Source organism: Ramlibacter tataouinensis (assembly GCF_027941915.1).
Lineage (GTDB): Bacteria > Pseudomonadota > Gammaproteobacteria > Burkholderiales > Burkholderiaceae_C > Ramlibacter > Ramlibacter tataouinensis_C.
Genome location: NZ_CP116009.1, coordinates 4,078,484 through 4,102,721 on the forward strand (window position 1 = coordinate 4,078,484; position 24,238 = coordinate 4,102,721).

Consider the following 24,238-nt stretch of genomic DNA (forward strand, 5'->3'; position numbering starts at 1 on the left):
CGGATGCACGGTCGGCCGGGCCCGGAGGTGCTGCTGTCGCTCTTGCCGCTAGCAAACCCTAAATTATACCGCCGCAGCCGGATTTCAAGCCCGCAATTTCAAGACCGCAAACGCCGCTTGGCGGCCAGCAGTTGCTGCTGCTGGCGGCTGAGCTCGAGCAGGCGCGCGACCCGCTCCGGGTTGGATTGCGGCAGGCGGTTGGCCTCTTCGATGGCGCCGGCCACCAGGTCGAGGTGGATCTCCAGCATCGACAGCCGCAGGTCGGCTTCGGTGGTGTCGATGTCCTCGACCACCCGGCTGATCGGCTGGCTTTCGTCGTAGGCCATGAGCCGCTCGGCGAGGCCGGCGAATTCCAGTCCCTGCAGCCCGGCCTGCAACGCGGCCCACGGTTGGCCGCCGTGCTCGTGGCTGCCGGCGTCGAGCCAGCAGAACAGGTCGCCCAGCGGCGCCTGCAGGCGGCACAGCACTTCGTGGTCGTGCTGGGTGAGCCCTTCCCAGGCGCGGGAGTGGCGCAGCACCAGCCGCGCGATGGTCTCGGCGTACTGGACCGACTTGGGCTTGACCGGCTGGCGGCGGCCGGCGCCGATGGCCTGCGGCTCGCGCTCGCGGCGCCGGGCCGGGGCGCCCGAGCCCGGCAGCCGCCACAGTTGCGCCAGCTCGTGCGGGCCAACCTGCGAGCGCTCGGCGATGGCGGCGAACAACTGGCGCTTGAGCGCGCCGTCGGGCAGGGCGGCCCACAGCGGCTGCGCCATCGTGAGCATGCGCGAGCGGCCTTCGGCGGTGGACAGGTCGCAGTCCTCGGCGGTCGCCTCCAGCAGGAAGACGCTGAGCGGCACCGCCTGGCGCACGTAGCGCAGGAACTCGTCCTGGCCATGCGCCCGCACGAAGCTGTCCGGGTCGTGCTCGGGCGGCAGGAACAGGAACTTGACGCTGCGCGTGTCGCTGGCGTGGGGCAGGGCGGACTCCAGCGCGCGGCGGGCGGCCCGGCGCCCGGCGGCATCGCCGTCGAAGCTGAACACCACGCTGTCGGTGAAGCGGAACAGCTTCTGCACGTGCTCGGGCGTGCAGGCCGTGCCCAGCGTCGCCACGGCATGGGGAAAGCCGAGCTGGGCCAGCGCCACCACATCCATGTAGCCCTCGGTCACCAGCACATAGCCGGCCTCGCGCACCGCATGGCGGGCCTCGTACAGGCCGTACAGCTCGCGGCCCTTGCTGAACACCGGCGTTTCGGGCGAGTTCAGGTACTTGGGCTTCTCGTCCCCCAGGACCCGGCCGCCGAAGCCGATGCACTCGCCCTTGACGTTGCGGATCGGGAACATGATCCGGTCGCGGAAGCGGTCGTAGCGGCGGCCCTGCCCGCCGGCCGGATCGGCCTCGTCCTCGCCCACGATCACCAGCCCGCTCTCGGCCAGCAGGGGGTCGTCGTAGTCGGGAAAGACGCTGGCCAGGCTGCGCCAGCCCTGGGGCGCGTAGCCGAGCCCGAAGTGGCGCGCGATCTCGCCCGACAGGCCGCGCCGCTTGAGGTACTCGATGGCGCGCGGCGAGCCCTTCAGGTGCTTGCGCCAGGCGCTGCCGGCCTTTTCCAGCACCTCGCCGAGGGTGGCCTGCTTGCGCCGCATCTCGGCCGCCTGCTCGCGGTCCTGCGGCGAGCGGTCGTCCTCGGGAACCTGCAGGCCGTACTGGCCCGCCAGGTCCTTGACCGCCTCCACGAAACCCATGCCGGCGTGCTCCATCAGGAAGCCGATGGCGCTGCCGTGCTGGCCGCAGCCGAAGCAGTGGTAGAACTGCTTGGTCGGGCTGACCGTGAACGAGGGGGTCTTTTCCGAGTGGAAGGGGCACAGGCCCTGGAAGTTGGCGCCGGCCTTTTTCAGTTGGACATGGCGGCCGACGATCTCGACCACGTCGGCGCGGGCCAGCAACTCCTGGATGAACGACTGGGGAATGGCCATCGAGCCCGGTATTCTTACCCAATGCCGCCTCGCGCCCCCTGCGCGTACGCTCGCGAGACGCCCGATTCCCGAACAACAGGAGCCCCTCCATGCCCAGCATCTTCGACCAGGCCCTTCCGCGCAACGCGGCGAACTTCACGCCCATCACGCCGCTGTCGTTCCTCGAGCGGACCGCTGAGGTGTATCCCGACCGGCTCGCGATCGTGCACGGCGGGCTGCGCCGCACCTGGTCGGAAGTGCACAGCCGCTGCCGGCAACTGGCTTCGGCGCTGGCGCGGCGCGGCATCGGCCGCGGCGACACGGTGTCGGCGATGCTGCCCAACACGCCGCCCATGGTGGAAGCGCATTTCGGCATCCCCATGGCCGGCGCGGTGCTCAACGCGCTGAACACGCGGCTCGACCCCGAGACCGTCGCCTTCATGCTGGACCACGGCGAGGCCAAGGCGGTGATCGTCGATCCCGAGTTCGCGCCGGTGATGAAGAAGGCGCTGGCGCTGCGCCAGCGGACCACGCCGCTGCTGGTGATCGACGTGGAGGACCCGCTGTACGCCGGCCCGGTGGAGCGCATCGGCGAGATCGGCTACGACGCCTTCGTGGCCCAGGGCGACGCAGCGGACCCCTGGCAGATGCCGGCCGACGAGTGGGACGCGATCGCGCTGAACTACACCAGCGGCACCACCGGCAACCCCAAGGGCGTCGTCTACCACCATCGCGGCGCCGCCACCAACGCGGTGTCCAACATCCTCGAGTGGGACATGCCCAAGCACGCGGTCTACCTGTGGACGCTGCCCATGTTCCACTGCAACGGCTGGTGCTTTCCCTGGACGGTGGCGGCGCGCGCCGGCGTCAACGTCTGCCTGCGGCGGGTGGAGGCCAAGGCCATCATCGAGGCGATCAAGGAGCATGGCGTGACGCACTACTGCGGCGCGCCGATCGTGCAGGGCATGCTGGTGAACGCGCCGGAAGAGATGAAGAAGGGGCTGCCGCGCGGCGTCAAGGCGATGGTGGCGGGCGCCGCGCCGCCGGCTTCCATGATCGAGGGCATGGAGCGCATGGGTTTCGACCTCACCCACGTGTACGGCCTGACCGAGGTGTACGGACCGGCCACCGTGTGCCCCAAGCACGAGGCGTGGGAAGAGCTCGACATCGGCGAGCGGGCCCGGCTGAACGCCCGGCAGGGCGTGCGCTACCACCTGCAGCAGGGCGCGATGGTGATGGATCCCGAGACGATGCAGCCGGTGCCGTGGGACGGCGAGACCATGGGCGAGATCATGTTCCGCGGCAACATCACCATGAAGGGCTACCTGAAGAACCCCGCCGCGACCCAGGAGGCCTTCGCAGGCGGCTGGTTCCACACGGGTGACCTGGCGGTGCAGTACCCGGACGGCTACATCAAGATCAAGGACCGCAGCAAGGACATCATCATCTCGGGCGGCGAGAACATCTCCTCGATCGAGGTGGAGGACGTGCTGTACCGCCACCCGGACGTGCTGGCCGCCGCGGTGGTGGCCCGGGCCGACCCGAAGTGGGGCGAGACGCCCTGCGCCTTCGTCGAGCTCAAGCCCGGCGCGACCACCAGGCCGGAGGACATCGTTGCCCATTGCCGCAAGCACCTGGCGGGCTTCAAGGTGCCCCGCGCGGTGGTGTTCGGCGAACTGCCCAAGACCTCGACCGGCAAGATCCAGAAGTTCGAGCTGCGCAAGCAGGCCGGCTCGGCGGCGGCGATCGACGTCTGATCGCCGCCCGGCCCGGCTTCAGTCGCCCATCACGATGCCTTCGCGGCGCGGATCGGCGCCGCCGAACCAGAAGCGCTGGCCGTGCGCCTGGCCGTGCGTCAGCGCCTGCAGGCCGCTGGGCATGGCCTGCTCGCGCACTTCGGCGCCGCGCGCGCGCAGCGCCTCCACCGTCGCGGGCGGGAAGCGCTTTTCCTCCAGGAAGGTCGGCCCGTTCAGCGAGCCGAAGTTCGGCAGGTTGATCGCCTGCTGCGGCGTCATGCCCCAGTCGAGCACGCCGTACAGCGTCTTGGCCGTGTAGTGGATGATCAGCGCGCCGCCGGGGCTGCCGGCGCTAGCGACCAGTTGTCCGCTGGACTTGTCGAACACCAGGGTCGGCGCCATCGACGAGCGCGGGCGCTTGCCCGGCTCCACGCGGTTGGCGATCGGCTGCCCCTTGGCGTCGGCCGGTGCGAAGCTGAAGTCGGTCAGTTCGTTGTTCAGCAGGAAGCCCTTGACCATCTGGCGCGAGCCGAACTGGGCCTCGATGGTGGTGGTCATGGCGATCGCGTTCCCCTGCGCATCGACGATGCTGATGTGCGAGGTGCCGTATTCCGGCTGCGCCGCCATCGGCGCGTAGCCGCTGCGCACGGCGCCGGGCGTGCCGGGTTGCGCGACCTTCATGCTTTGCGGGCCGATCAGGCGGGCGCGCTGGGCCAGGTAGGCCGGGTCCAGCAGCGACATCCAGCTGCCGGCCGGCGGCTGCACGAAGTCGGGGTCGGCCACGTACTGCCCGCGGTCGGCGAAGGCCAGGCGCGAAGCCTCGTTGTACAGGTAGAGCCAGTCGGCGCCGGGCAGGCCGTTGTCCAGCGGCAGCGAAGCGGCGTTCGTGTGGACAAGGATGCCCAGGATCTGGCCGACGGCGATCGCCCCAGAACTGGGCGGAGGGAAGCCGCAGACGCGGTAGTCCTTGCCGCGCGCCTGGTGGTCATGGCATAGCGGCGCGCGCTTTTTCGGCTGGTAGGAGGCCAGGTCGGCCAGGGTCATGCTGCCGGGGTTGGTCGGGTGGCTGCGGACCTTGTCGACGATGGCTTGCGCCACCTCGCCGCGGTGCAGCGCATCCGATCCTTCGCGGGCGATGCGCCGCAGGACAACGGCCAGCTCGGGGTTGCGCAGGGTGAAGCCGACCTCGCGCGGTTGCCCGTCGGGGCCGAAGAAATAGGCGGCCGCGGCCGGGTCCTTCTTCAGGTGCGCGTCGTCCTTGGCCATGGAATTCAGGCGCGGGCTGACCTGGAAGCCGCCCTCGGCCAGCGCGATCGCCGGCTGGAACAGCGTGGCCCAGGGCAGTTTGCCGTGCTCCTTGTGCGCCAGCTCCAGCATCCGCACGGTACCCGGCACGCCCACGGAGCGGCCCCCGGCGACCGCGTCGTTGAAGGGCATCGGCTTGCCATCGGCGGCCAGGAACAGCTTTTCGCCGGCGCCGGCCGGCGCGGTTTCGCGCCCGTCGTAGGCCTCGACCCGCTGGCCGTCGAAATGCAGCAGGAAGGCGCCGCCGCCGATGCCGCTGGATTGGGGCTCGACCAGGGTCAGCACCATCTGCACCGCGATCGCCGCATCGACGGCGGAGCCGCCCGCCTTGAGCACCTGGTAGCCGGCGTCGGTGGCCAGCGGATTGGCGGCCGCGACGGCGAACTTCTGCGTCGCCCAGCCGGGCTTCTCGGTGTAGCCCGAGGCGGCCTCGGGCAGCAGGGGCCGCTGGTAGCGGAAGTCGGAGGAGGGGGCGCTGGCGCAGCCTGCGAGGACGGCGGCCAGCGCCAGGGCGCTGAGCGGTGCTTTCATGGGGTCTCCTTTCCCGGGGCCCCATGCTAGCGGCAGGTGCCGGTCAGCGGGGCGCCAGGCGGATGGCGCCGTCGAGCCGGATCACCTCGCCATTGAGCATGTCGTTCTCGAAGATGTGCTTGGCCAGCCTGGCGTAGTCCTGCGGCGTGCCCAGGCGGGAGGGGAAGGGCACGCTGGCGGCCAGCGCGTCCTGCACTTCCTTGGGCATGCCGAACAGCATGGGCGTGCCGAAGATGCCGGGGGCGATGGTCATGTTGCGGATGCCGTTGCGCGCCAGGTCGCGGGCGATCGGCAGGGTCATGCCGACCACGCCGCCCTTGGACGCACTGTAGGCGGCCTGGCCGATCTGGCCGTCGTAGGCGGCCACCGAGGCGGTGGAGATCATGCAGCCGCGCTCGCCGGTGGGCTCGGGGTCGTTCTTGGCCATGGCTTCGGCCGCCAGCCGGATCATGTTGAACGACCCGACCAGGTTGACCATGATGGTCTTGGTGTAGACGGCCAGGCTGTGGGCGCCACTCTTGCCCACGGTCTTCTCGGCCGGGGCGATGCCGGCGCAGTTGACCAGGCCCATCAGCTTGCCCATGGACAGCGCCTGGGCCACCACCGCCTGGCCGTCGGCTTCCTGGCTGACGTCGCACTTGACGAAGGCGCCGCCGATCTCCTTGGCGACGGCTTCGCCTTTCTCGACCTGCATGTCGGCGATGACGACCTTGCCGCCCTCGGCCGCCAGCATGCGCGCAGTGCCTTCGCCGAGGCCGGAAGCGCCGCCGGTGACGATGAAGACCTTGCCCTTGATGTCCATGGAATGCTCCTGATTGAGTTGACGTGCACGTCAATTATCGCGGACGAAAAAGGGGCCGCTGAAGGGCCCCTCGAATCGGGTGAATGTTGTCCGGCGACTTCGTGGGTCCCCGCGCTGCAAGATGGTGGGGCCGGCGCGCATGCGTGGACCCCGCTTTCGCGGGAATGCCCTCGCGCCCGCCGCTGCGTGGCGGGAAGCGAGATCACTTGAACCCGGCGCGGTCGAGCATTTGCTGGACCTTGACCTGGTTGGCGCCGACAGCGGCCAGCGGGATGGTCTCGGCCTTGAAGTCGCCGCCGCCGCTCATCGCCTCGAGCGCGGGATTGCTGACCTTCACGCCCTTGGCGGTGGGCCACTCGTTGTTGCCGTTGGCGAAATGGTTCTGCGCCTCGGGGCTGGCCAGGTATTCCAGGAACTTGACCGCCGCGTCGGTGTTCTTCGAGTTCTTCGCCACCGCTCCGCCGGCGATGTTCAGGTGCGTGCCCCAGGTCTGCTGGTTGGGGAACACCACCGCCACCTTTTCCATCACCGCGCGGTCCTCGGGCTTGGCCGAGCGCATCAGGCGCGCGACGTAGTAGCTGTTGCTGACGGCGACCTGGCATTCGCCGGCGGCGACGGCCTTGATCTGGTCGGTGTCGCCGCCCTTGGGATCGCGCGCCAGGTTGTCCTTGAGGCCGCGGATCCAGTCCTGGGCCTTGGCCTCGCCCAGGTGCTCGGTGATGGCGCCGAACAGCGACAGGTTGTAGGGGTGCGAGCCGGAGCGGATGCAGATCCTGCCCTTGTTCTTCGCGTCGGCCAGTTCCTCGTAGGTGTCCACGTCCTGGCGCTGCACCTTGTTCTTGTCGTACACCACGACCCGGGCGCGGGTGGAGAAGCCGAACCAGGGCGTTCCTTCGGCCGTCGGCTTGCCGCGGTACTGGGCGGGGATCGCCTCCTCCAGCGCCTTGGACTTGACCGGCTTGAACAGGCCCTCGACTTCGCCCTTGTACAGGCGGGCGGCGTCGACCAGCAGGATCACGTCGGCCGGAGACGCCGCGCCCTCGGCCTTGAGGCGGGCCATGATGCCGGCATCGTCGGAATCCACCCGGTTGATCTTGATCCCGGTGGCCTTGGTGAAGTTGCCGTACAGCGCCTCGTCGGTGGGGTAGTGGCGCGCCGAGTACAGGTTCAGGACCTGCTCTTGCGCGAAGGACGGGGTGGCAAGGCAGGCCAGCGCAGCGGCGGCGGCGACGAGGGCTTTATGGCTCATGCGGAGACTCCGGCGAGAAGAAAGGTTGAGGAACGCGGACGCGCAGATCATAGATCAAACGCGAATCATTCTCAATCGCGAAATCAAAGCCCATGTTTGATCTGGCGCAAAGAAGTCTTGGCAGGGCCGGGCCGCAGGACGCATGGGAAACGGCTCAGCGGCAGTTGGAGCGACTCAGCAACGAGCCCGCCGCCTCGTGGTCGAGCCGGGAAAGCCGCCAGCGGCTGGGGCCGGGCTTCGCCGCCCCGGCCGGGCACAAAAAAACCCCAGCCTTGCGGCTGGGGTTAAGGATCCCTGTACCTGAAAGGTATCGAAAGGACCCGAGGAGACAACCTGAAGAACTCCCGGTCGACGAGAGTCGACGGATAGATGCTCCGCGACGCGTAGAGTTCCTGCCCGATGCAGCTGCGGGCCGGAACCCGGATTTCAAGGCCGCTCAGCGCTTGGCGCGGCTGCCGGTCTTGGTGGCGTTCACGGCCGTGTTGGCCACGGCGTTGAAGTTGGCCTCGGCCACTTCGGTGGCCTGCTTGACGGCCTTCTGCACGGATTCCAGCGCGTTGTTGCCGGCGGCGACGGCGCTCTTGAAGACGGCCACGGCAGTCTCGGAACCGGCCGGGGCGTTCTTGGCGGCGTTGTCGACCACGCTCATGAACTTCTTCTGGGCGTCGCTGGCCTGGGTTTCGAAGGCCTTGCCGAACTCGGCGCCGGTGCCGGCGGCGATGTCGTACAGGTGGCGGCTGTAGGCGGCGCTCTTCTCGGCCAGGGGCTGGAACAGGCTGGCCTGCAGGGCCAGCAGCTCCTGCGCGTCCTTGACGTTCAGGGCGGTCTGGGCGGTGCCCGCGGCTTCCACGAGCGCGGCCTTGGACGCGGTCATGTTCAGCTCGACGAGTTTCTCCACCCCTTCGAAGGCCTTGGCGGTCAGGCCGAAGAGGGTTTCGACGGAGGCCTTCTGGGAGGCCAGGACTTGTTCAGCGGTCAGCATTGCAATTTCTCCAAAAGTTGGACGGGCAGGACAGCGGATGTGCTGCCATGCCGGGCCGGAGCCTTGATGTTGCAGTGCAGCATGAACGGAATTTTAGGGATGGCGGGACCGATTGCAAGGCCTTTTTGCTGCGATGCAACAAAATAGAACTGCCCACCTAGAGCGATCGGCTGGCCGGCTCAGGTAGCCGAGGCCCGCCCGCTGTCGACAATGCCCGCATGCAGGTCTTCCACGCCAGCCAGTTCGTGCTGCCGCTGCCGACGGGGCACCGGTTTCCCATGGCCAAGTACCAGTTGCTGCGCGAGCGGCTGGAAGCCGAGCTGCCCGGCGTCCGGTTCATGCCGGCGCCGCCGGCGAGCGATGGCGAACTGGCGCTGGCCCATGCACCGGCCTACATCCAGGCGATCAGCGGGGGCACGGTGGAGCCCGCCATCCTGCGCGAGATCGGCTTTCCCTGGAGCCCGGCCATGGCCGAGCGGGCCCGCCGCTCGGTCGGAGCCACGATCGGGGCATGCCGCGTCGCCTTCCGGGAGGGGGTTGCCGGCCAGATCGCCGGTGGCACGCACCACGCCGATGCCGCGCGCGGCGGCGGCTTCTGCGTCTTCAACGACGCCGCGGTGGCGGCCCGGCTGATGCAGGCCGAACAGGCGCGCAGCGGCGGCCGCCTGCGCGTGGCCATCGTCGATCTCGACGTGCACCAGGGCAACGGCACGGCCCGCATCTTCCGCGGCGACGACAGCGTGTTCACGCTCTCGCTGCACGGCGGGCGCAACTTCCCGTTCCGCAAGGAACCGTCGGACCTGGACGTGGACCTGCCCGATGGCTGCGGCGATGACGCCTACCTGCAGGCGCTGGAAGGCGCGCTGGCCGAACTGGACCGCCGCTTCGATGCCGGCCTGGTGATCTACCTGGCCGGCGCCGATCCGCACGAGGGCGATCGGCTGGGCCGGCTCAAGCTGACGTGGGACGGCCTCGAAGCGCGCGACCGCCGCGTGTTCGACTGGGCCTGGGAGCGGGGCCTGCCGCTCGCCTTCGCCATGGCCGGCGGCTACGGGCGCCGGCTGGAAGACACCGTGCAGGCGCAGGTCAACACCTTCCGGGTGGCGATGCAGTACTGGACCCGCTGGCAGAATCGCCCGCGATGAGCGACAGCCCCAAGCCCCAGCCGGAGCCGCGCAGCGCCTACCGGGCGTTCCGCACGATCAGCACGCGATGGATGGACAACGACGTGTACGGCCACGTCAACAACGTCGTCTACTACAGCTGGTTCGACACCGCGGTGAACGCGCACCTGGTCGAGCGCGGCGTGCTCGACATCCACGATGGCGCGACCATCGGCCTGGTGATCGAGACCCAGTGCAACTACTTCGCTCCGCTCGCCTTTCCGCAATCGGTGGACGCCGGGGTGCGGGTGGCGCGCCTGGGCACGTCCAGCGTGCGCTACGAAGTGGGGCTGTTCGCCGGCGGCGACGACCTGACCGCGGCCAAGGGCCACTTCGTCCATGTCTATGTCGATCGCGCCACGCGCCGGCCGGTCGCACTGCCGGCCGCCCTGCGCGCCGAACTCGAGAAGCTGCAGTGAGCCGGGTCCGCACCGCGGTGCCGGATCCCGGCAGCGTGCACGCCGCGATCGACAGCCGGATGTCGGTTCGCGCCTTCCTGCCGGCTCCAGTTCCGCGCGAGACGCTCGAAAGCGTGCTCGCACTGGCGAGCCGGGCGCCCTCGGGCACCAACACCCAGCCCTGGAAGGTGTACGTGCTGCAGGGCGCCAGCCGCGACCAGCTGGTGCGCCAGGTCTGCGCCGCGCACGACGCGATCTACGCCGACCCCGCGCTGGCCGCCGAGTACCGCGAGGCCTACGACTACTACCCTCGGCAGTGGGTGCCACCCTACATCGACCGGCGGCGCGAGAACGGCTGGAGCCTGTATGGCCTGCTGGGCATCGCGCGCGGCGAGAAGGACCGGATGCATGCGCAGCACCAGCGCAACTTCCGCTTCTTCGACGCCCCGGTCGGCCTGATGTTCACGATCGACCGCATCCTCGGCCGCGGCTCGCTGCTGGACTACGGCATGTTCCTGCAGAACCTGATGGTGGCGGCACGCGCCCACGGCCTGCATACCTGCCCGCAGGCGGCCTGGAACGGTTTCGCCCGCATCGTGCTGCCGCACATCGGCGCCGGCGAACACGAGATGCTGGTGTGCGGCATGTCGCTCGGCTACGCCGACGAGGACGCGCCGGTGAACGGCTTCGAGACGCCGCGCGAGCCGCCGCAGGCCTTCACCCGCTGGCTCGAATAGGTCCGACACTGGTGCACCGCGGCCGGCGGGCAGCGGCGCATTGGTATGCTCGCCGCCAGCCGGCCGCTCCAGCGGCCGCCGTTCCCGGAGGAGACTTCATGACGATCGCGCGCCCCCTTGGCGTGGCCCTGGCGCTGCTCGCGCCGCAACTGGCCATGGCGGCCGATTTCGACGGCCGCCAGCTCACCCCGCTGTGGGGCGTTCCGTTTGCCGGCGTGCTGCTGTCGATCGCGCTGATGCCGCTGCTGGCACCGCAGTTCTGGCACCACCACTTCGGCAAGGTCACCGCCGCCTGGGCGCTGGCCTTCCTGGTGCCGTTCGCCGTCGTGTTCGGGCCGGGCGTCGCCGGCGCGGCCTTCGTGCATGCCGCGCTGGCCGAGTACATCCCGTTCGTGATCCTGCTGACGGCGCTGTTCACGGTGTCCGGCGGCATCTACATCCGCGGCAACCTGCGCGGCCGGCCGGGGCTGAACACCGCGATCCTGGCGATCGGCGCGGTGCTGGCCAGCTTCATGGGCACCACCGGCGCGTCGATGCTGCTGATCCGGCCGCTGATCCGCGCCAACGACAACCGCCGGCACCGGGCGCACGTGGTGGTGTTCTTCATCTTCATCGTCTCCAACGCCGGCGGCTCGCTCACGCCGCTGGGCGATCCGCCGCTGTTCCTGGGGTTCCTCAAGGGCGTGGACTTCTTCTGGACGGTGAGCCACATCTTCCCGGAGACGCTGTTCCTGGTCGCCGTCTTGCTCGCGCTGTTCTACGCGCTGGACAGCTGGTACTACCGCCGCCACGGGGAGATCAAGCCGGTCGATCCGACGCCGGAGACGCGCGGCATCGGGTTCGATGGCGCGCGCAACTTCTGGCTGCTGGGGGCGGTGGTCGCCCTGGTGCTGCTGTCCGGGCTGTGGAAGTCGCCGGTCGTGTTCGACATCGCCGGCACCGAAGTCGGCCTGCCCGGCATCGTGCGCGACCTCGGCCTGATCGCCGTGACCCTGGTCTCGCTGTCGGTCACCCCAGCCACCGTGCACGCGGACAACCAGTTCGCCTGGGCGCCGATGCAGGAGGTCGCCAAGCTGTTCGCCGGCATCTTCCTGACCATCATCCCGGTGATCGCCATGCTGCGCGCCGGCGTCGACGGGCCGTTCGGCGCCGTGATCGCGGCCGTGACCCGCCCCGACGGCTCGCCCGACCCGGCCATGTACTTCTGGGCCTCGGGCGTGCTCAGCTCCTTCCTGGACAATGCCCCGACCTACCTGGTGTTCTTCAATACCGCCGGCGGCGATCCGCAGGTGCTGATGACCACCCTGGCGCCGACCCTGGCGGCGATCTCCGCCGGCTCGGTCTTCATGGGCGCCAACACCTACATCGGCAACGCGCCCAACCTGATGGTCAAGGCGATTGCCGAGGACCGCGGCGTGGACATGCCGAGCTTCTTCGGCTACATGGCCTGGTCCGCGGGTATCCTGCTGCCGCTGTTCGCCGTCATGACCTTCATCTGGTTCCGCTGATCCCATGAGCAAGCCCGCCATCCTCGTCGCCCGCGCCATCTTTCCCCAGGTCATCGAGAAGCTGCAGCAGCACTTCGAGGTCGAGCACAACCAGGCCGACGCCAGCTGGAGCCGCGAAGAGCTCATCGCCCGCCTGCAGGGCAAGGTGGGCGTGTTCACCACCGGCAGCGAGCGCATCGATGCCGCCCTGCTGGCGGCCTGCCCGCAACTGAAGATCTGCGCCAACATGGCGGTGGGCTTCAACAACTTCGACCTGGCCGCCATGACGGCCGCCGGGGTGCTGGGCACCAACGCGCCGGACGTGCTGACCGAGACCACGGCCGATTTCGGCTTCGCGCTGCTGATGGCCACCGCCCGCCGGATGACCGAGAGCGAGCATTTCCTGCGTGCCGGCCAGTGGACCAAGTGGTCCTACGACCTGTTCGCGGGCGCCGAGGTGCACGGCAGCACGCTGGCCATCCTGGGCATGGGCCGCATCGGCCAGGGCATCGCCCGGCGCGGCGCGCACGGCTTCGGCATGAAGGTGCTCTACCACAACCGCTCCCGGCTGGCGCCGCAGCTCGAGGCCGAATGCAAGGCCCGCTACGTCGGCAAGGACGAACTGCTGCGCGAGGCCGACCACCTGGTGCTGGTGCTGCCGTACACCGCCGAATCGCACCACGCGATCGGCGCGGCCGAGATCGCGCAGATGAAGCCGACCGCGACGCTGGTCAACATCGCACGCGGCGGCATCGTCGACGACGCGGCGCTGGCGCAGGCCCTGCGCGAGCGCCGCATCGCCGCCGCCGGCCTGGACGTGTTCGAGGGCGAGCCCAAGGTCCATCCCGACCTGCTCACGGTGCCGAACGTGGTGCTGACGCCGCACATCGCCAGTGCCACCATCCCGACCCGCATGGCCATGGCCAACCTGGCGGCCGACAACCTGCTCGGATTCCTGTTGCAGCGCAAGCCGCTGACGCCGCTCAATCCCGAGGTGCTCGCCTGAGCGACCCGCAAGCCTGGCTGCTGGCAGGGGTGGCGTTGGCCGCGGCGGCGGGGCTGCTGGCCCTGGTGCTGCTGGCCATCCTGCTGGCGCGCAAGCCCGCCACCGACAACCTGCGTGCCGAATTGCTGGCGGCTAGCGAGCGGCTGGAGCGCGAGCTGCGGCGCGAGGTCAGCGAATCCGGCCGCGGCGCGCGCCAGGAGCTGACCCAGACGATGGCGACGTTCCAGCGCGCCCTGCTGGAGCAGGCCTCGCAGGCCACCCGCACCCAGAACAGCCAGATCGATGCCTTCGCCCAGCAGCTCACGCTGCTGCAGAAGACGGTGGCCGACACCCTGGGGACCCAGCTGCAGGGCCTGAGCGAATCGAATGCCCGCCGGCTGGCCGAAGTGCGCAGCACGCTCGAAGTCCAGCTCGCGCAACTGCAGCAGGCCAATGCGGCGCGGCTCGACGAGATGCGGCGCACCGTCGACGAGAAGCTGCAGGCCACGCTGGAGACGCGCCTGGGCGAGAGCTTCCGCCAGGTCGCCGAGCGGCTGGAGCAGGTGCACAAGGGCCTGGGCGAGATGCAGGTGCTGGCCCAGGGCGTGGGCGACCTGCAGCGGGTGCTGGCCAACGTGAAGGCGCGCGGCGTGTTCGGCGAGGTCCAGCTCGAGGCGCTGCTGGAACAGGTGCTGACGCCCGAGCAGTACGCGCGCCAGGTCGAGACCCGACCGCACAGCAAGCAGCGGGTCGATTTCGCGGTGAAGCTGCCGGGCCGCGCCGGCGAGGGCGCGCCGGTGTGGCTGCCGATCGACGCCAAGTTCCCGCGCGAGGACTACGAGCGCCTGCTGGAAGCGGCCGACCGCGCCGATGCGGCCGGCGTCGACAGCGCGGGCCGCGCGCTGGAGCAGCGCATCCGGCAGGAAGCCAAGTCGATCTGCGAATACTACCTGTGTCCGCCGCACACCACCGACTTCGCCATCCTGTTCCTGCCGGTGGAAAGCCTGTACGCGGAGGTGCTGCGCCGCCCGGGCCTGATGGACCAGATCCAGCGCGACCACCGCGTGACCCTGGCCGGCCCGACCACGCTGCTGGCGCTGCTCAACAGCCTGCACATGGGCTTTCGCACCCTGGCCCTGGAACGCCAGGCCTCCGAGGTGTGGAAGGTGCTGGGCGCCGTGAAGACCGAGTTCGAGCGCTACGGCACCTGGGTCGATCGCATCCGCGAGCAGGTGCGCAAGGCCTCCGAGACGCTGGACGATGCCCAGGTGCGCACGCGCCAGATGCGCCGGGCGCTCAAGGCGGTCGAAGCGCTGCCCGAGGAGCAGGCCCAGGCCGTGCTGCCGGCGCCCGCGGGGCAGGGCGGCGAAACGGTGTGAGCGGCGGCCTCAGTCCCGAACTGCTGCGCCTGATCGCCGGGCAGGTGTTCCTGCACGCCTGCATGGCCGGCATGCGCATGGCGGCGCCGCTGATGGCGCTGCGTTCGGGCTACAGCGAGGCGGCGGTCGGCGTGCTGCTGGCCCTGTTTGCGCTGACGCCGATGCTGCTGGCCCTGCCTGCGGGCCGCTACGCGGATCGCCACGGCCTGCGCCGGCCCTTTGCCTGGTCGGTGCTGGCCGCGTCGCTGGGCGGCAGCCTGGCGGTGGCCTTCCCGGTGTTCCCGGTTCTGTGCCTGTCGGCGCTGATGACGGGCGGCGCCGCCGGTGCGGCCTCGATCGCGCTGCAGCGGCACGTGGGTCGTGCCGCCGGCGGCGCGACCCAGCTGCGCCAGGTGTTCTCCTGGCTGGCGATCGGGCCGGCGTTCTCCAACTTCCTCGGGCCATTCGCCGCCGGCCTGGCGATCGACCATGCCGGCTTCCGGCTGGCCTTCCTGCTGCTGGCGGTGCTGCCGCTGGCCAGCTGGTTCTGGGTGCGGCGGGCGCGCGAGCTGCCGCCGGTCCATGCCCCGGCCGGCGAACGCGAAGGCACGGCCTGGGATCTGCTGCGCGAGCCCGGATTCCGCCGCCTGCTGCTGGTGAACTGGGTGTTGTCCTCGTGCTGGGACGTGCACACCTTCGTGGTGCCGGTGCTGGGTTACGAGCGCGGCCTGTCGGCTTCGGTGATCGGCACCCTGCTCGGCGCCTTCGCCATCGCCGCCGTCGCGGTGCGGGTGCTGATGCCGGTCGTGGCCGCCTACCTGAAGGAGTGGGCGGTGATCACGGCGGCGATGGCGGCGACCGCGCTGCTGTTCACCGTCTATCCGCTGCTGGCATCGCCGCTGTCGATGGGGCTGTGCTCGGTGTTGCTGGGCGTGGCCCTGGGGACGGTGCAGCCGATGATCATGAGCATGCTGCACCAGATCACGCCGGAACACCGCCACGGGCAGGCGGTGGGTTTGCGGCTGATGGCGATCAACGCCAGCAGCGTCAGCATGCCGATCCTGTTCGGCGCTGCCGGCACCGTGATCGGAATCTCGGGGGTGTTCTGGGCGGTCGCCGGCGTGGTCGCGGCCGGCACCCGCCTGTCATTGCGGCTCGGCCGCGAGCCGGCCGGTCAGAGCCGGTAGAAGCGCTTGATGATGTCCCAGGCGCCTTGCGCATCGTCGGCGTACTGGAGCAGCTCCAGGTCGGCCGGTGCGATCACCCCTTCCTCGACCAGCACCTCGAAGTCGACCAGCCGTTTCCAGTAGTCCGGCCCGAACAGAACGATCGGCACCTGGTGCGACTTGCGCGTCTGCACCAGGGTGATCACCTCGAACAGCTCGTCCAGCGTGCCGAAGCCGCCCGGGAACGCCACCAGCGCCTTGGCCCGCATCATGAAGTGCATCTTGCGCAGGGCGAAGTAGTGGAACTTGAACGACAGCTCCGGCGTGACGAAGGGGTTGGGCGCCTCCTCCATCGGCAGCGCGATCGACAGGCCCACGCTGCTGCCGCCGGCCTCCCAGGCGCCGCGATTGGCCGCCTGCATGATCCCCGGGCCACCCCCGGTGCAGATGAACAGGCGCTCGCCCGGCTCGCGCGCGGCGCTGAATTGCGCGACCAGCTTGCCGAAGGCGCGCGCCTCCTCGTAGTAGCGCGCGTTGCGCGCCAGCGCCCGGGCGCGGCGGATCACTGCCTCGTCGCCGCCGGCCTCGGCCGCGGCGAGCAGGGCCGCCGCTTCCTCTTCGCTGCGAAAGCGCGCGCTGCCGAACACGACGACGGTGTTCTCGATCCCATGCGCCTGCTGCTCCAGGTCGGGCTTGAGCAGCTCCAGCTGGAAGCGGATGCCGCGGGTCTCGCGGCGCAGCAGGAACTCGGGGTCGGCAAAGGCCAGCCGACTGGCCTCGGGATCCAGCGGCAGGCCGGCGTCGGAGTGCGCCTTGAGGGTGGCCCAGGCGTCGGCGAGCCGCCCGTCGTGGATGTTGCGGGTGGAAGACATCGACCGATTTTCGCGGCAAAACCCGTGGGGTATCCTCTCGCGCCAGAACAACAGAGGGGACAACCGTGGGGGAGCCGCTGTTCCATGTCGTGCTGGAAGGCCGCAAGCTCGGCCCGTACGACCGCCGCACCGTGGTCGGCATGCGCATCAAGAAGGCGCTGTCGAGCGATCACGTGCTGATCGACACCACGGGGCAGCAGCTCACAGTGGCCGACCTGATCGGCCGCCCTCCCGCCTCCCGCGACTACGGACCCAGTCGCACCAGCGGCTTCTCGGTGGTGCAGGCCACCTACGCCGCCAGCCTGGTCGCCGTGCAGGGCCGCGGCCTGGCCATCCCCGCCTTCAGGGGCGAGGTCGAGGCGCGCGTGCAGTCGAAGGTGCTGCGGATCGCCGGCCGCTTCCGCCGGGGCCTGGACTGGAAGGAGGATCGCGTCAAGCTGCCGCTCAAGGACATCGTGCATGCCGGCGCCAGCGGCAGCGAAGTCGAGCTCGGCCTGTGGGTGGACGGACGGCCACCCCAGCGCATTCGACTGGAGCTGTTCACGCCGGGGGCCGCGACCGAGTTCCTGCAATGGCTGCCCGATGCCGCTCCCTGGCCGGCCGGCGGCAAGCCCGCGCCGCGGGCCGGCCTGCGTGGACAGCTCCTGTGGGCCTCGATGGGCGGCGTCGCCGTCGTGGCGCTGGTCCTGGCCGGCCTGGTGCTGGGCCGCGGCTTCTACTGACCCGGCAGCGCGATCGCCAGCCCCAGCGGCACGAACAGCAGCGCCAGCGCGTTGCCCAGCAGGATCATCGCCGCCACCCGCTCCGGCTCCTGGCCGTAGCGCTCGGCCAGCAGGAACTGCATCACGGCCGGCGGCAGGGCGCCGAACAGGATCAACTGCGCCCGTGCCGGGCCCGTGAGCTCCAGCGCCCAGGCCAGGGGCACGGCCAGCGCCAGGCCGACCAGCGGACGCGCAAACGCGCCCAGCAAGCCGCGCGGGATGTCCTGCGGCTGCAGCGCGGTCAGGCGCACCCCCAGCGCGAACAGCATCAGCGGCAGCGTCGCCTCGCCCATCAGGCGCATGCCCGTCATCAGCATCTCGGGCGGGCGGATGCCGCTGGCCGCGCTGGCGAAGCCGAGCGCCGCCGCGATCATCAGCGGCGACAGCAGCAGGTCGCGCGTGCGGGCATCGGCGCTGGTGATGCGCGCGCCCAGCGAGAAGTGCAGCACGTTGCTGACCGAGAACAATGCGACGGCCGCGCCGAAGTGCTCCGGCCCGAACGCCAGCAGCGCCAGCGGCAGGCCCATGTTGCCGCAGTTGTTGAACATCACCACCGGCACCAGGCTGCGCGGCCCGGTGTGCGTCAGCCGCGCGAGGAGCCAGGCGACCGCGCCGCAGGCCAGGATCAGCAGCGCGCCGGCCGCGAGCAGGCGCTCGTGCTCCTGCAGCCGGAAGTCCTTGCCGGCCAGGGCGGTGTACACCAGCAGCGGCGTCATCACGTCCAGCACGATGCGGTTGAAGGCGCGCAGGTCCGGCTGGCGGCGCCGGGCGTAGCCGAAGCCGATGGCGACGATCAGGAACACCGGAACGATCACCTGCGCGATGCGCAGCAGCAACTCCATTCAGGCGGCTTTCCGGGCCAGCCAGCGCAGCAGCGGCTCGCGCGCGGGCGCCAGCCCCTTGTAGGCCAGCACCGCCTCGCTCATGGAGCCGAGTGCGGCATGCAGGCGTGCCGCCTTGTCCGTGCCGTCGATCGCCTCGGCCAGCGGTTGCAGCATCACCCGGATGGTGAACACCGCCTGGCGCGTGCCCTGGCCGACCGGAAAGAAGGTCTGGCGCTCGACCCGCAGCCAGCAGCCGCGGACGAAGGCCTGCTCGTCCTCGCCCGAGGGCCAGGGCGCGCGCGGCTGCCGGCGCGGGTGCTGGTCGTGGCGCGGCGACGGACTGATCGTCCAGACGAAGCGCTCCCAGCGCTCGCCGGACGTGGCCAGCGCCACCAGCGAAGGGCCGGCGCCGAGGAGGGCGGCGTTGTCGGCCACCGGCGCATGCACCGCCGCGAAGTCCAGCCCCAGCTTGTCTTCGGGCGCCCAGTGGGACGGCACGCAGACGCACAGCCAGGGCAGGGTGCCGTCGGCGCCATCGAGCACGGTGAAGTCTTCCTCGAAGGCCAGTTCCAGGCGATGGGGGTCGAAGGCGTCCAGCCCGTCGATCCGGCCTTGCTGCGCGATGGCGGCCAGGGCCGGCCCCGGATCGAAGCCGGCGGCGCTATGGCGCGAGGCGCCGGCCTCGTGGACCTTGCGCTTTTCCGCGAACAGCGCCGAACCCGGCGCCAGCGGCGTCAGGTGCCGCGCGCCCGGCATGAGCCGGCGCAGCCCCGGCTGCATGCGGAAGGGGGCGGTGATCAGCCCGAAGTCGAAGTCCACGGCAGGATTGGAAATCGGATTAGGCCCGTTGTGCAGGGTGCCAGGAAACGAAAAAAAGGCTCCTTGCGGAGCCTTCCATCGGGAATGCGGTGGTCAGACGCGGCGGCGGTACTCGCCGGTGCGCGTGTCGATCTCGACCTTGTCGCCCTGGGCCACGAAGATCGGCACGCCGATCTCGAAGCCGGTGGCGATCTTGGCCGGCTTGAGCACCTTGCCCGAGGTGTCGCCCTTGACGGCCGGCTCGGTCCAGGTGATCTCGCGCTCGACGCTGGTGGGCAGTTCCACCGAAATCGCCTTGCCTTCGTAGAACACCACTTCGGCGGTCATCCCGTCCTCGAGGTAGTTGAGCGCGTCGCCCATGTTCTCGGCCTCGACCTCGTACTGGTTGTACTCGCCATCCATCCACACGTACATCGGGTCGGCGAAGTACGAGTAGCTGCAGTCCTTCTTGTCCAGCACGATCTGGTCCATCTTGTCGTCCGCCTTGAAGACGACTTCCGTGCCCTGGTTGGACAGCAGGCTCTTGAGCTTCATGCGCACGGTGGCGGCGTTGCGGCCGCCGCGGGCGTACTCGGTCTTGAGCACGACCCAGGGGGCGCCGTTCTGCATGATCACGTTGCCGGCGCGGATTTCTTGAGCGATTTTCATGGGGGTTCGGTGGCGAAGTAGGCCGCGGGGCGCCCGCGTGGCGGGTGCGAAGGGGCGGCGGTGGGCACGAGGCGCCAGCCAGGCAGGCTGCTCGCGCAAAACCATGGGATTTTACTTGCTTTTGTTCGGCTGCCTGCGGCCTGGCCGCGTTAAGTCGCCCTTAAGCCGGCCGCCCGGATGCTCGGCCGATGCGATGGAGAACGAGGCCGGCGCTGCACACCGAGACTTTGGTGCTGCTGGCCGCCCTGTACCTGCTGGCCGCCTGCAATGGCCCGTTCTGGCGCGCGGCGCTGGCCGGCCGCGAGCTGTCGAGCCCGGCCACCTGGGGCTTCGCGCTGGCACTGTTCGGCGCGCTGGCGGCCCTGTACGTCGGCCTGGCCTGCCTGGTGGCCACGCGCCGCACGGTGCGGCCGCTGCTGGCTGCGCTGCTGCTGCTGGGCGCGACGCTGTCTTTCTACATCGATCGCTACGCCGTCTACTTCGACCGGAACATGCTGCGCAACGTGCTGGCCACCCAGTGGGGCGAGGCGCGCGAGCTGCTGGGGCCGGGGTTGCTGGGTCACCTGTTGCTGTGGGGCGTGCTGCCGGCCGCGCTGCTGTGGTGGCCCCGGCTGCTGCCGCGCCGGCCCCTGCGGGCGCTGGCGGTGCGCTCGGCCTGGATCGCCGGCGCCGCCGTGGTGGTGGTGGCCAGCCTGGCGCCGGTGTTCGCCGATTTCGCCTCGGTGATGCGCAACCACAAGGAAGTGCGGCACCTGCTCACGCCGGGCAACGTGCTGGCTGCCGCCGCCGGCCAGGCCTGGGGCCGCGCCGCCCGGCCGCCCGGTCCGCTGCAGCCGGTGGGCGCCGACGCCCGCCTGGAGCCCGGCCCGCCGGGGCGGCGTCCGGCGCTGTTCGTGCTGGTGGTGGGCGAGACCGCACGCGCCGCCAACTTCTCGCTCGACGGCTATGGGCGCGACACCAACCCGGAGCTGGCCCGGCGCGACATCGTCAACTTCAGCCACGCGACCGCCTGCGGCACCTCGACCGAGGTGTCGCTGCCCTGCATGTTCTCGGTGTACGGCCGTGCCGGCTACGACGAGGCCGCCATCCTGTCGCACGAGTCGCTGCTGCACGTGCTGAACCGCGCCGGCATCCAGGTGCTGTGGCGCGACAACCAGTCCGGCTGCAAGGGCGTGTGCGACGGCCTGCCGGTCCAGCAGCTCGACCGGGCCGGCGTGGAGCGCGTGTGCCCGGAGGGCCCCTGCTTCGACGAGGTCCTGCTGCACGGGCTGGACCAGGTGGCGGCCGATGCGCACGGCAACCTGTTCGTGGTGCTGCACCAACTGGGCAGCCACGGGCCTTCGTACTACCGCCGCTACCCGGCGGCGTTCCGCCGCTTCACCCCGGCCTGCGAACAGGACGAGCTGCGCCGCTGCAGCCGCGAGGAGATCGTGAACGCGTACGACAACTCGCTGCTGTACACCGACCACTTCCTGGCGCGGGTGATCGACTTCCTGCAGGCGCGACAGGACCGCTTCGACACCGCCATGCTGTACGTGTCGGACCACGGCGAGTCGCTGGGCGAGGCGGGCCTGTACCTGCACGGCGTGCCGTACGCGATCGCGCCGAGCGAGCAGACCCGGGTGCCGATGCTGGCGTGGCTGTCGCCGGGGTTCGCCCGCTCGGCCCGGCTCGACCTGGGCTGCCTGCGCGGGCGGGCCGGCGAGCCGGTCTCGCACGACCACCTGTTCCACTCGCTGCTGGGCGTGCTGGACGTGGCAACTTCGGCCTACCAGCCGGAGCGCGACCTGTTCCGGCCCTGCCGAACGCTCAAGACGGCGGAAATCGCACCCTGACGCACAGCCCACCGCCGGGTGCATCGGCCAGCGCCACGTCGGCGTGGTGGCTGTCGGCCACCGCGCGCACGATGGCCAGCCCCAGGCCGGTGCCGACGCCTTGCTGGCCGGCACCCCGGTAGAAGCGGTCGAACACCCGTTCGCGCTCGGCGATGGGGATGCCATGCCCGGTGTCGCACACCTCCAGGCAGGGGCGCCCCTGCGGCGCGTCCGTCCGCACGTCCACCCGGCCGCCCTGCGGCGTGTGGCGCAGGGCGTTGTCCACCAGGTTGTCCAGCAGGCTGGCGAGCTGGGCGGCATCGCCCTGCACGACGGGCGCGCCGGCGACTTCGGCGCCGAGGTCGATGCCGGCCGCGTCCGCCCGGGCCGAGAAGCGGGCCACCGCCTCGCGCACCAGCTCGCCCAGCACCACCGGTCCCGGCTGCAGGGCCGGCGCCTCCGGTCCCAGGCGCGAGAGCTGCAGCAACTGCGCCACCATGTGCTGGGCCCGGTCGATGCCGGCGCCGAGCTCGGCCAGCGCGATCCGGCGCTGGCCGGCATCGGCGGCGCGCTCGAGCAGCTGCAGCTGCAGCCGCAGCGCGGCGATCGGCGTGCGCAGCTCGTGCGCGGCATCGGCCACGAAGTGGCGCTGGACCGACAGGGCGCTGCCCAGCCGCACCATCAGGTCGTTGACGGCGCTCACCAGCGGGTGCAGCTCGCGCGGGTGGCCCCGCAGCTCGATCGGATGCAGCGCCTCGACGCTGAGCGCCGCCACGTCCTGTGCCGCCGCCGACAAGGGCGCCAGCCCGCGCCGCAGCGCCAGCGCCAGCAGCAGCGCGATCAGCGCCAGCAGGCCGGCGGTGGGCAGTACCAGCCCCGAGGCCGTTTCCCGCGCCAGCACGCGCCGCTCGCTGGCCAGTTGGGCGGCCTGCACGATGCGGTCGTGCAGCACGACGGTGTACAGGTGCCAGGGCTGGCCATCGGCCATCACCTGGCTGATGCCGCTGCGCGACAGGAAGGGCAGGTGCACCGCCGGGTCCGAGCTGTGCAGCAGCCGGCCTTCGAGGCTCCAGACGGCGGTGACGAATTCGAAGCGGCCGTACTCCTCGAACGCCCGCGGCAAGGCCTGCGCCAGTTGCGCCGGGCCGGCCGGCGAGCCGGCCCCGGCGTGGTGGGCGACGGCCAGCGCGACCTGCTTGAGGTTGTCCTCGAACACCTCGTCCATCTCGTTGGCCAGCACCCACCAGGAACCGCCGATCAGCAGGGCGGCGCCGAGCGCGAGCGCGCCCATCACCCAGGCCAGCAGGTTGCGGTGGATGGAAGGGCCGGTCATGGTGGACTGACCTTGTAGCCCACGCCGCGCACGTTGCGGATGGTGGCCGGGCCCAGCTTGCGGCGCAGGTGGTGCAGGTGGACCTCGATGGCGTTGCTGCCGATGGCGTCCTGCCAGCCATACACCGCTTCCTCGAGCTGCTCGCGCGAGAGCACGGCGCCCGGGCGCTGCATCAGCGCCTCGAGCAGGGCGAACTCGCGCGCCGACAGGTCCACCGGCGCGCCGGCCAGCCGGACCTCGCGCCGCACCGGGTCGAGCAGCAGCGACCCGCAGGCCAGCTGCGGCAGGGCGGCGCCGGCGTGCCGGCGCAGCAGCGCGCGGACGCGGGCCACCAGCTCGTCGAGGTCGAACGGCTTGAGCACGTAGTCGTCGGCGCCGGCGTTCAGGCCCTCGATGCGGTCGGGCACGGCGTCGCGCGCGGTGACCACCAGCACCGGCAGCCGCTGGCCGCGCGCGCGCAGCTCGCGCAGCACGGCCATGCCGTCCTTGCCGGGCAGGCCCAGGTCCAGCACCGCCACGTCGTACACGCCGGTGTCTAGGGCGAGCTGCGCCGCGCGGCCGTCCTGCACCCAGTCGACGGCGAAGCCCGCGCCGCCCAGCCCCTGCTGCATGGCGCGGCCGATCATGGCGTCGTCTTCAGCCAGCAGCAGGCGCATCGTCTTCCTGCGGCGGCAAGGCCGCGCTGAAGGCCCAGGCCCAGGTCCAGCAGATCCAGGCGGTCCAGAGCGTGTGGCTGGCGAAATGGGCGCCGCGCAGCTGCTGGGCCAGGCCGATGGCCGCGCCGGCCACGAGCGCCGCGACCAGCCAGCCGCGCGCCACGCCCGGCCGCCAGTCGCGGAACGCGAACCAGCCCGCCACCCACGCGAAGCCGGCCGACGCGTGGCCGGCCGGAAAGCAGTGGCCGGGTCCGCCGTCGGCCTGCAGCCAGGCCCAATGGGAGACGTGGCGGGCCATGCCGCCGAACTCCTGCAGGTCCCAGGGGCAGCTGCTCAGGCTGCCTTGCTTGAGGGCGCTCACCAGCAGCATCCCGCCGAGGGTGGCGGCCAGCAGCCAGGCCCGCCGCGCGGGAGCCAGGGCGCGCAGCACGCCCAGGGGCCAGCGCAGGCCCACGGCGAGCCAGACGACCAGGCCCCAGGCCAGCGCACGGGCGCCCTGGTGCAGCACGCCTTCCAGCAGCCAGTGGTTGCGCAGCGCAAAGCCGCTCGGTCCGCCCATCCAGCGCGCCAGCAGCGCGTCGGCGGTGCTGGCGTCCCAGGCCATGAGCAGCAGCAAGCCGGCGAGGACGGCCAGCGACTCGGGCAAGCGGCGGAAGGGAGAACGCAGGAACATGGGAGCGGGCG

At 70.8% G+C, this 24,238-nt stretch carries 22 protein-coding genes; 10 read left to right on the forward strand and 12 right to left on the reverse strand.

All coding sequences use genetic code 11. The annotated features are described in order from the left end of the window. Window positions 1–98 precede the first annotated feature (98 nt). Window positions 99–1,949, reverse strand: coding sequence for a DNA primase (dnaG, locus tag PE066_RS19595; RefSeq protein WP_271234198.1), 1,851 nt, complete (start codon window positions 1,947–1,949; stop codon window positions 99–101). Window positions 1,950–2,038: 89 nt separating this feature from the next. On the opposite strand from dnaG, the gene PE066_RS19600 reads away from it, so the two are divergent. Beyond that, window positions 2,039–3,685, forward strand: coding sequence for an acyl-CoA synthetase (locus PE066_RS19600; protein WP_271234199.1), 1,647 nt, complete (start codon window positions 2,039–2,041; stop codon window positions 3,683–3,685). A gap of 18 nt (window positions 3,686–3,703) precedes the next feature. Here the strand turns inward: PE066_RS19600 and PE066_RS19605 are convergent, their stop codons facing one another. The 4 genes from PE066_RS19605 to PE066_RS19620 form a co-directional block, all read right to left on the reverse strand. Further along, window positions 3,704–5,500 (reverse strand): gamma-glutamyltransferase family protein, encoded by a 1,797-nt coding sequence (locus PE066_RS19605; protein WP_271234200.1) that lies wholly within the window; start codon window positions 5,498–5,500, stop codon window positions 3,704–3,706. A 43-nt stretch (window positions 5,501–5,543) separates the two neighbouring features. Next, window positions 5,544–6,302 (reverse strand): 3-hydroxyacyl-CoA dehydrogenase, encoded by a 759-nt coding sequence (locus tag PE066_RS19610; RefSeq protein ID WP_271234201.1) that lies wholly within the window; start codon window positions 6,300–6,302, stop codon window positions 5,544–5,546. 202 nt (window positions 6,303–6,504) lie between these two features. Then, window positions 6,505–7,551: an extracellular solute-binding protein gene (locus tag PE066_RS19615; RefSeq protein WP_271234202.1), complete on the reverse strand. Its 1,047-nt coding sequence runs from the start codon at window positions 7,549–7,551 to the stop codon at window positions 6,505–6,507. A 436-nt stretch (window positions 7,552–7,987) separates the two neighbouring features. Further along, complete coding sequence (locus PE066_RS19620; protein WP_271234203.1) at window positions 7,988–8,533, reverse strand: phasin family protein; 546 nt, start codon at window positions 8,531–8,533, stop codon at window positions 7,988–7,990. A gap of 218 nt (window positions 8,534–8,751) precedes the next feature. Here PE066_RS19620 and PE066_RS19625 point away from each other — a divergent pair, with 218 nt between their 5' ends. From PE066_RS19625 to PE066_RS19655, 7 genes are all read left to right on the forward strand, one after another. Continuing rightward, window positions 8,752–9,678 (forward strand): histone deacetylase family protein, encoded by a 927-nt coding sequence (locus PE066_RS19625; RefSeq protein WP_271234204.1) that lies wholly within the window; start codon window positions 8,752–8,754, stop codon window positions 9,676–9,678. Next, complete coding sequence (locus PE066_RS19630; protein WP_271234205.1) at window positions 9,675–10,115, forward strand: acyl-CoA thioesterase; 441 nt, start codon at window positions 9,675–9,677, stop codon at window positions 10,113–10,115. Before PE066_RS19625 ends, PE066_RS19630 begins: the two co-directional genes overlap by 4 nt. A gap of 59 nt (window positions 10,116–10,174) precedes the next feature. Further along, window positions 10,175–10,831 (forward strand): nitroreductase, encoded by a 657-nt coding sequence (locus PE066_RS19635; protein ID WP_271236622.1) that lies wholly within the window; start codon window positions 10,175–10,177, stop codon window positions 10,829–10,831. A 98-nt stretch (window positions 10,832–10,929) separates the two neighbouring features. Continuing rightward, window positions 10,930–12,339, forward strand: a complete 1,410-nt coding sequence (locus tag PE066_RS19640) for a sodium:proton antiporter (RefSeq protein ID WP_271234206.1) — start codon at window positions 10,930–10,932, stop codon at window positions 12,337–12,339. A gap of 4 nt (window positions 12,340–12,343) precedes the next feature. Then, window positions 12,344–13,324: a 2-hydroxyacid dehydrogenase gene (locus tag PE066_RS19645; protein ID WP_271234207.1), complete on the forward strand. Its 981-nt coding sequence runs from the start codon at window positions 12,344–12,346 to the stop codon at window positions 13,322–13,324. Between the two features lie 29 nt (window positions 13,325–13,353). Further along, window positions 13,354–14,682, forward strand: coding sequence for a DNA recombination protein RmuC (gene rmuC / locus PE066_RS19650; RefSeq protein WP_440480550.1), 1,329 nt, complete (start codon window positions 13,354–13,356; stop codon window positions 14,680–14,682). 62 nt (window positions 14,683–14,744) lie between these two features. Then, window positions 14,745–15,848 (forward strand): MFS transporter, encoded by a 1,104-nt coding sequence (locus PE066_RS19655; protein WP_271236624.1) that lies wholly within the window; start codon window positions 14,745–14,747, stop codon window positions 15,846–15,848. Here the strand turns inward: PE066_RS19655 and PE066_RS19660 are convergent. Then, a complete protein-coding gene (locus PE066_RS19660; protein WP_271234208.1) occupies window positions 15,836–16,699 on the reverse strand; it encodes a TIGR00730 family Rossman fold protein in 864 nt (287 codons plus the stop codon). The genes PE066_RS19655 and PE066_RS19660 overlap by 13 nt on opposite strands. Window positions 16,700–16,764: 65 nt before the next feature. Here PE066_RS19660 and PE066_RS19665 point away from each other — a divergent pair, with 65 nt between their 5' ends. Then, a complete protein-coding gene (locus tag PE066_RS19665; protein ID WP_271234209.1) occupies window positions 16,765–17,421 on the forward strand; it encodes a hypothetical protein in 657 nt (218 codons plus the stop codon). Here the strand turns inward: PE066_RS19665 and PE066_RS19670 are convergent. The 3 genes from PE066_RS19670 to efp form a co-directional block, all read right to left on the reverse strand. Beyond that, window positions 17,415–18,302, reverse strand: a complete 888-nt coding sequence (locus PE066_RS19670; RefSeq protein ID WP_271234210.1) for an AEC family transporter — start codon at window positions 18,300–18,302, stop codon at window positions 17,415–17,417. The genes PE066_RS19665 and PE066_RS19670 overlap by 7 nt on opposite strands. Beyond that, the gene (locus tag PE066_RS19675; RefSeq protein ID WP_271234211.1) at window positions 18,303–19,103 is read right to left on the reverse strand and encodes a heme-dependent oxidative N-demethylase subunit alpha family protein; all 801 of its coding nucleotides are present in this window, start codon (window positions 19,101–19,103) and stop codon (window positions 18,303–18,305) included. A 93-nt stretch (window positions 19,104–19,196) separates the two neighbouring features. Continuing rightward, window positions 19,197–19,751: an elongation factor P gene (efp, locus tag PE066_RS19680; protein ID WP_271234212.1), complete on the reverse strand. Its 555-nt coding sequence runs from the start codon at window positions 19,749–19,751 to the stop codon at window positions 19,197–19,199. Between the two features lie 188 nt (window positions 19,752–19,939). Here efp and PE066_RS19685 point away from each other — a divergent pair, with 188 nt between their 5' ends. Next, window positions 19,940–21,586 (forward strand): phosphoethanolamine transferase, encoded by a 1,647-nt coding sequence (locus tag PE066_RS19685; protein WP_271234213.1) that lies wholly within the window; start codon window positions 19,940–19,942, stop codon window positions 21,584–21,586. On the opposite strand, the gene PE066_RS19690 is transcribed toward PE066_RS19685, so the two are convergent. From PE066_RS19690 to PE066_RS19700, 3 genes are read right to left on the reverse strand one after another with little or no spacing between them, the layout of a single operon-like run. After that, entirely contained in the window at window positions 21,561–22,898 is a 1,338-nt protein-coding gene (locus PE066_RS19690; protein WP_271234214.1) for a sensor histidine kinase, read from the reverse strand. The genes PE066_RS19685 and PE066_RS19690 overlap by 26 nt on opposite strands. Next, window positions 22,895–23,554, reverse strand: a complete 660-nt coding sequence (locus PE066_RS19695) for a response regulator (RefSeq protein ID WP_271234215.1) — start codon at window positions 23,552–23,554, stop codon at window positions 22,895–22,897. Before PE066_RS19695 ends, PE066_RS19690 begins: the two co-directional genes overlap by 4 nt. Continuing rightward, window positions 23,535–24,227 carry a phosphatase PAP2 family protein gene (locus PE066_RS19700; RefSeq protein ID WP_271234216.1) on the reverse strand — a complete coding sequence of 231 codons (693 nt, stop codon included), beginning with the start codon at window positions 24,225–24,227 and terminating at the stop codon, window positions 23,535–23,537. Before PE066_RS19700 ends, PE066_RS19695 begins: the two co-directional genes overlap by 20 nt. Window positions 24,228–24,238: the final 11 nt, after the last annotated feature.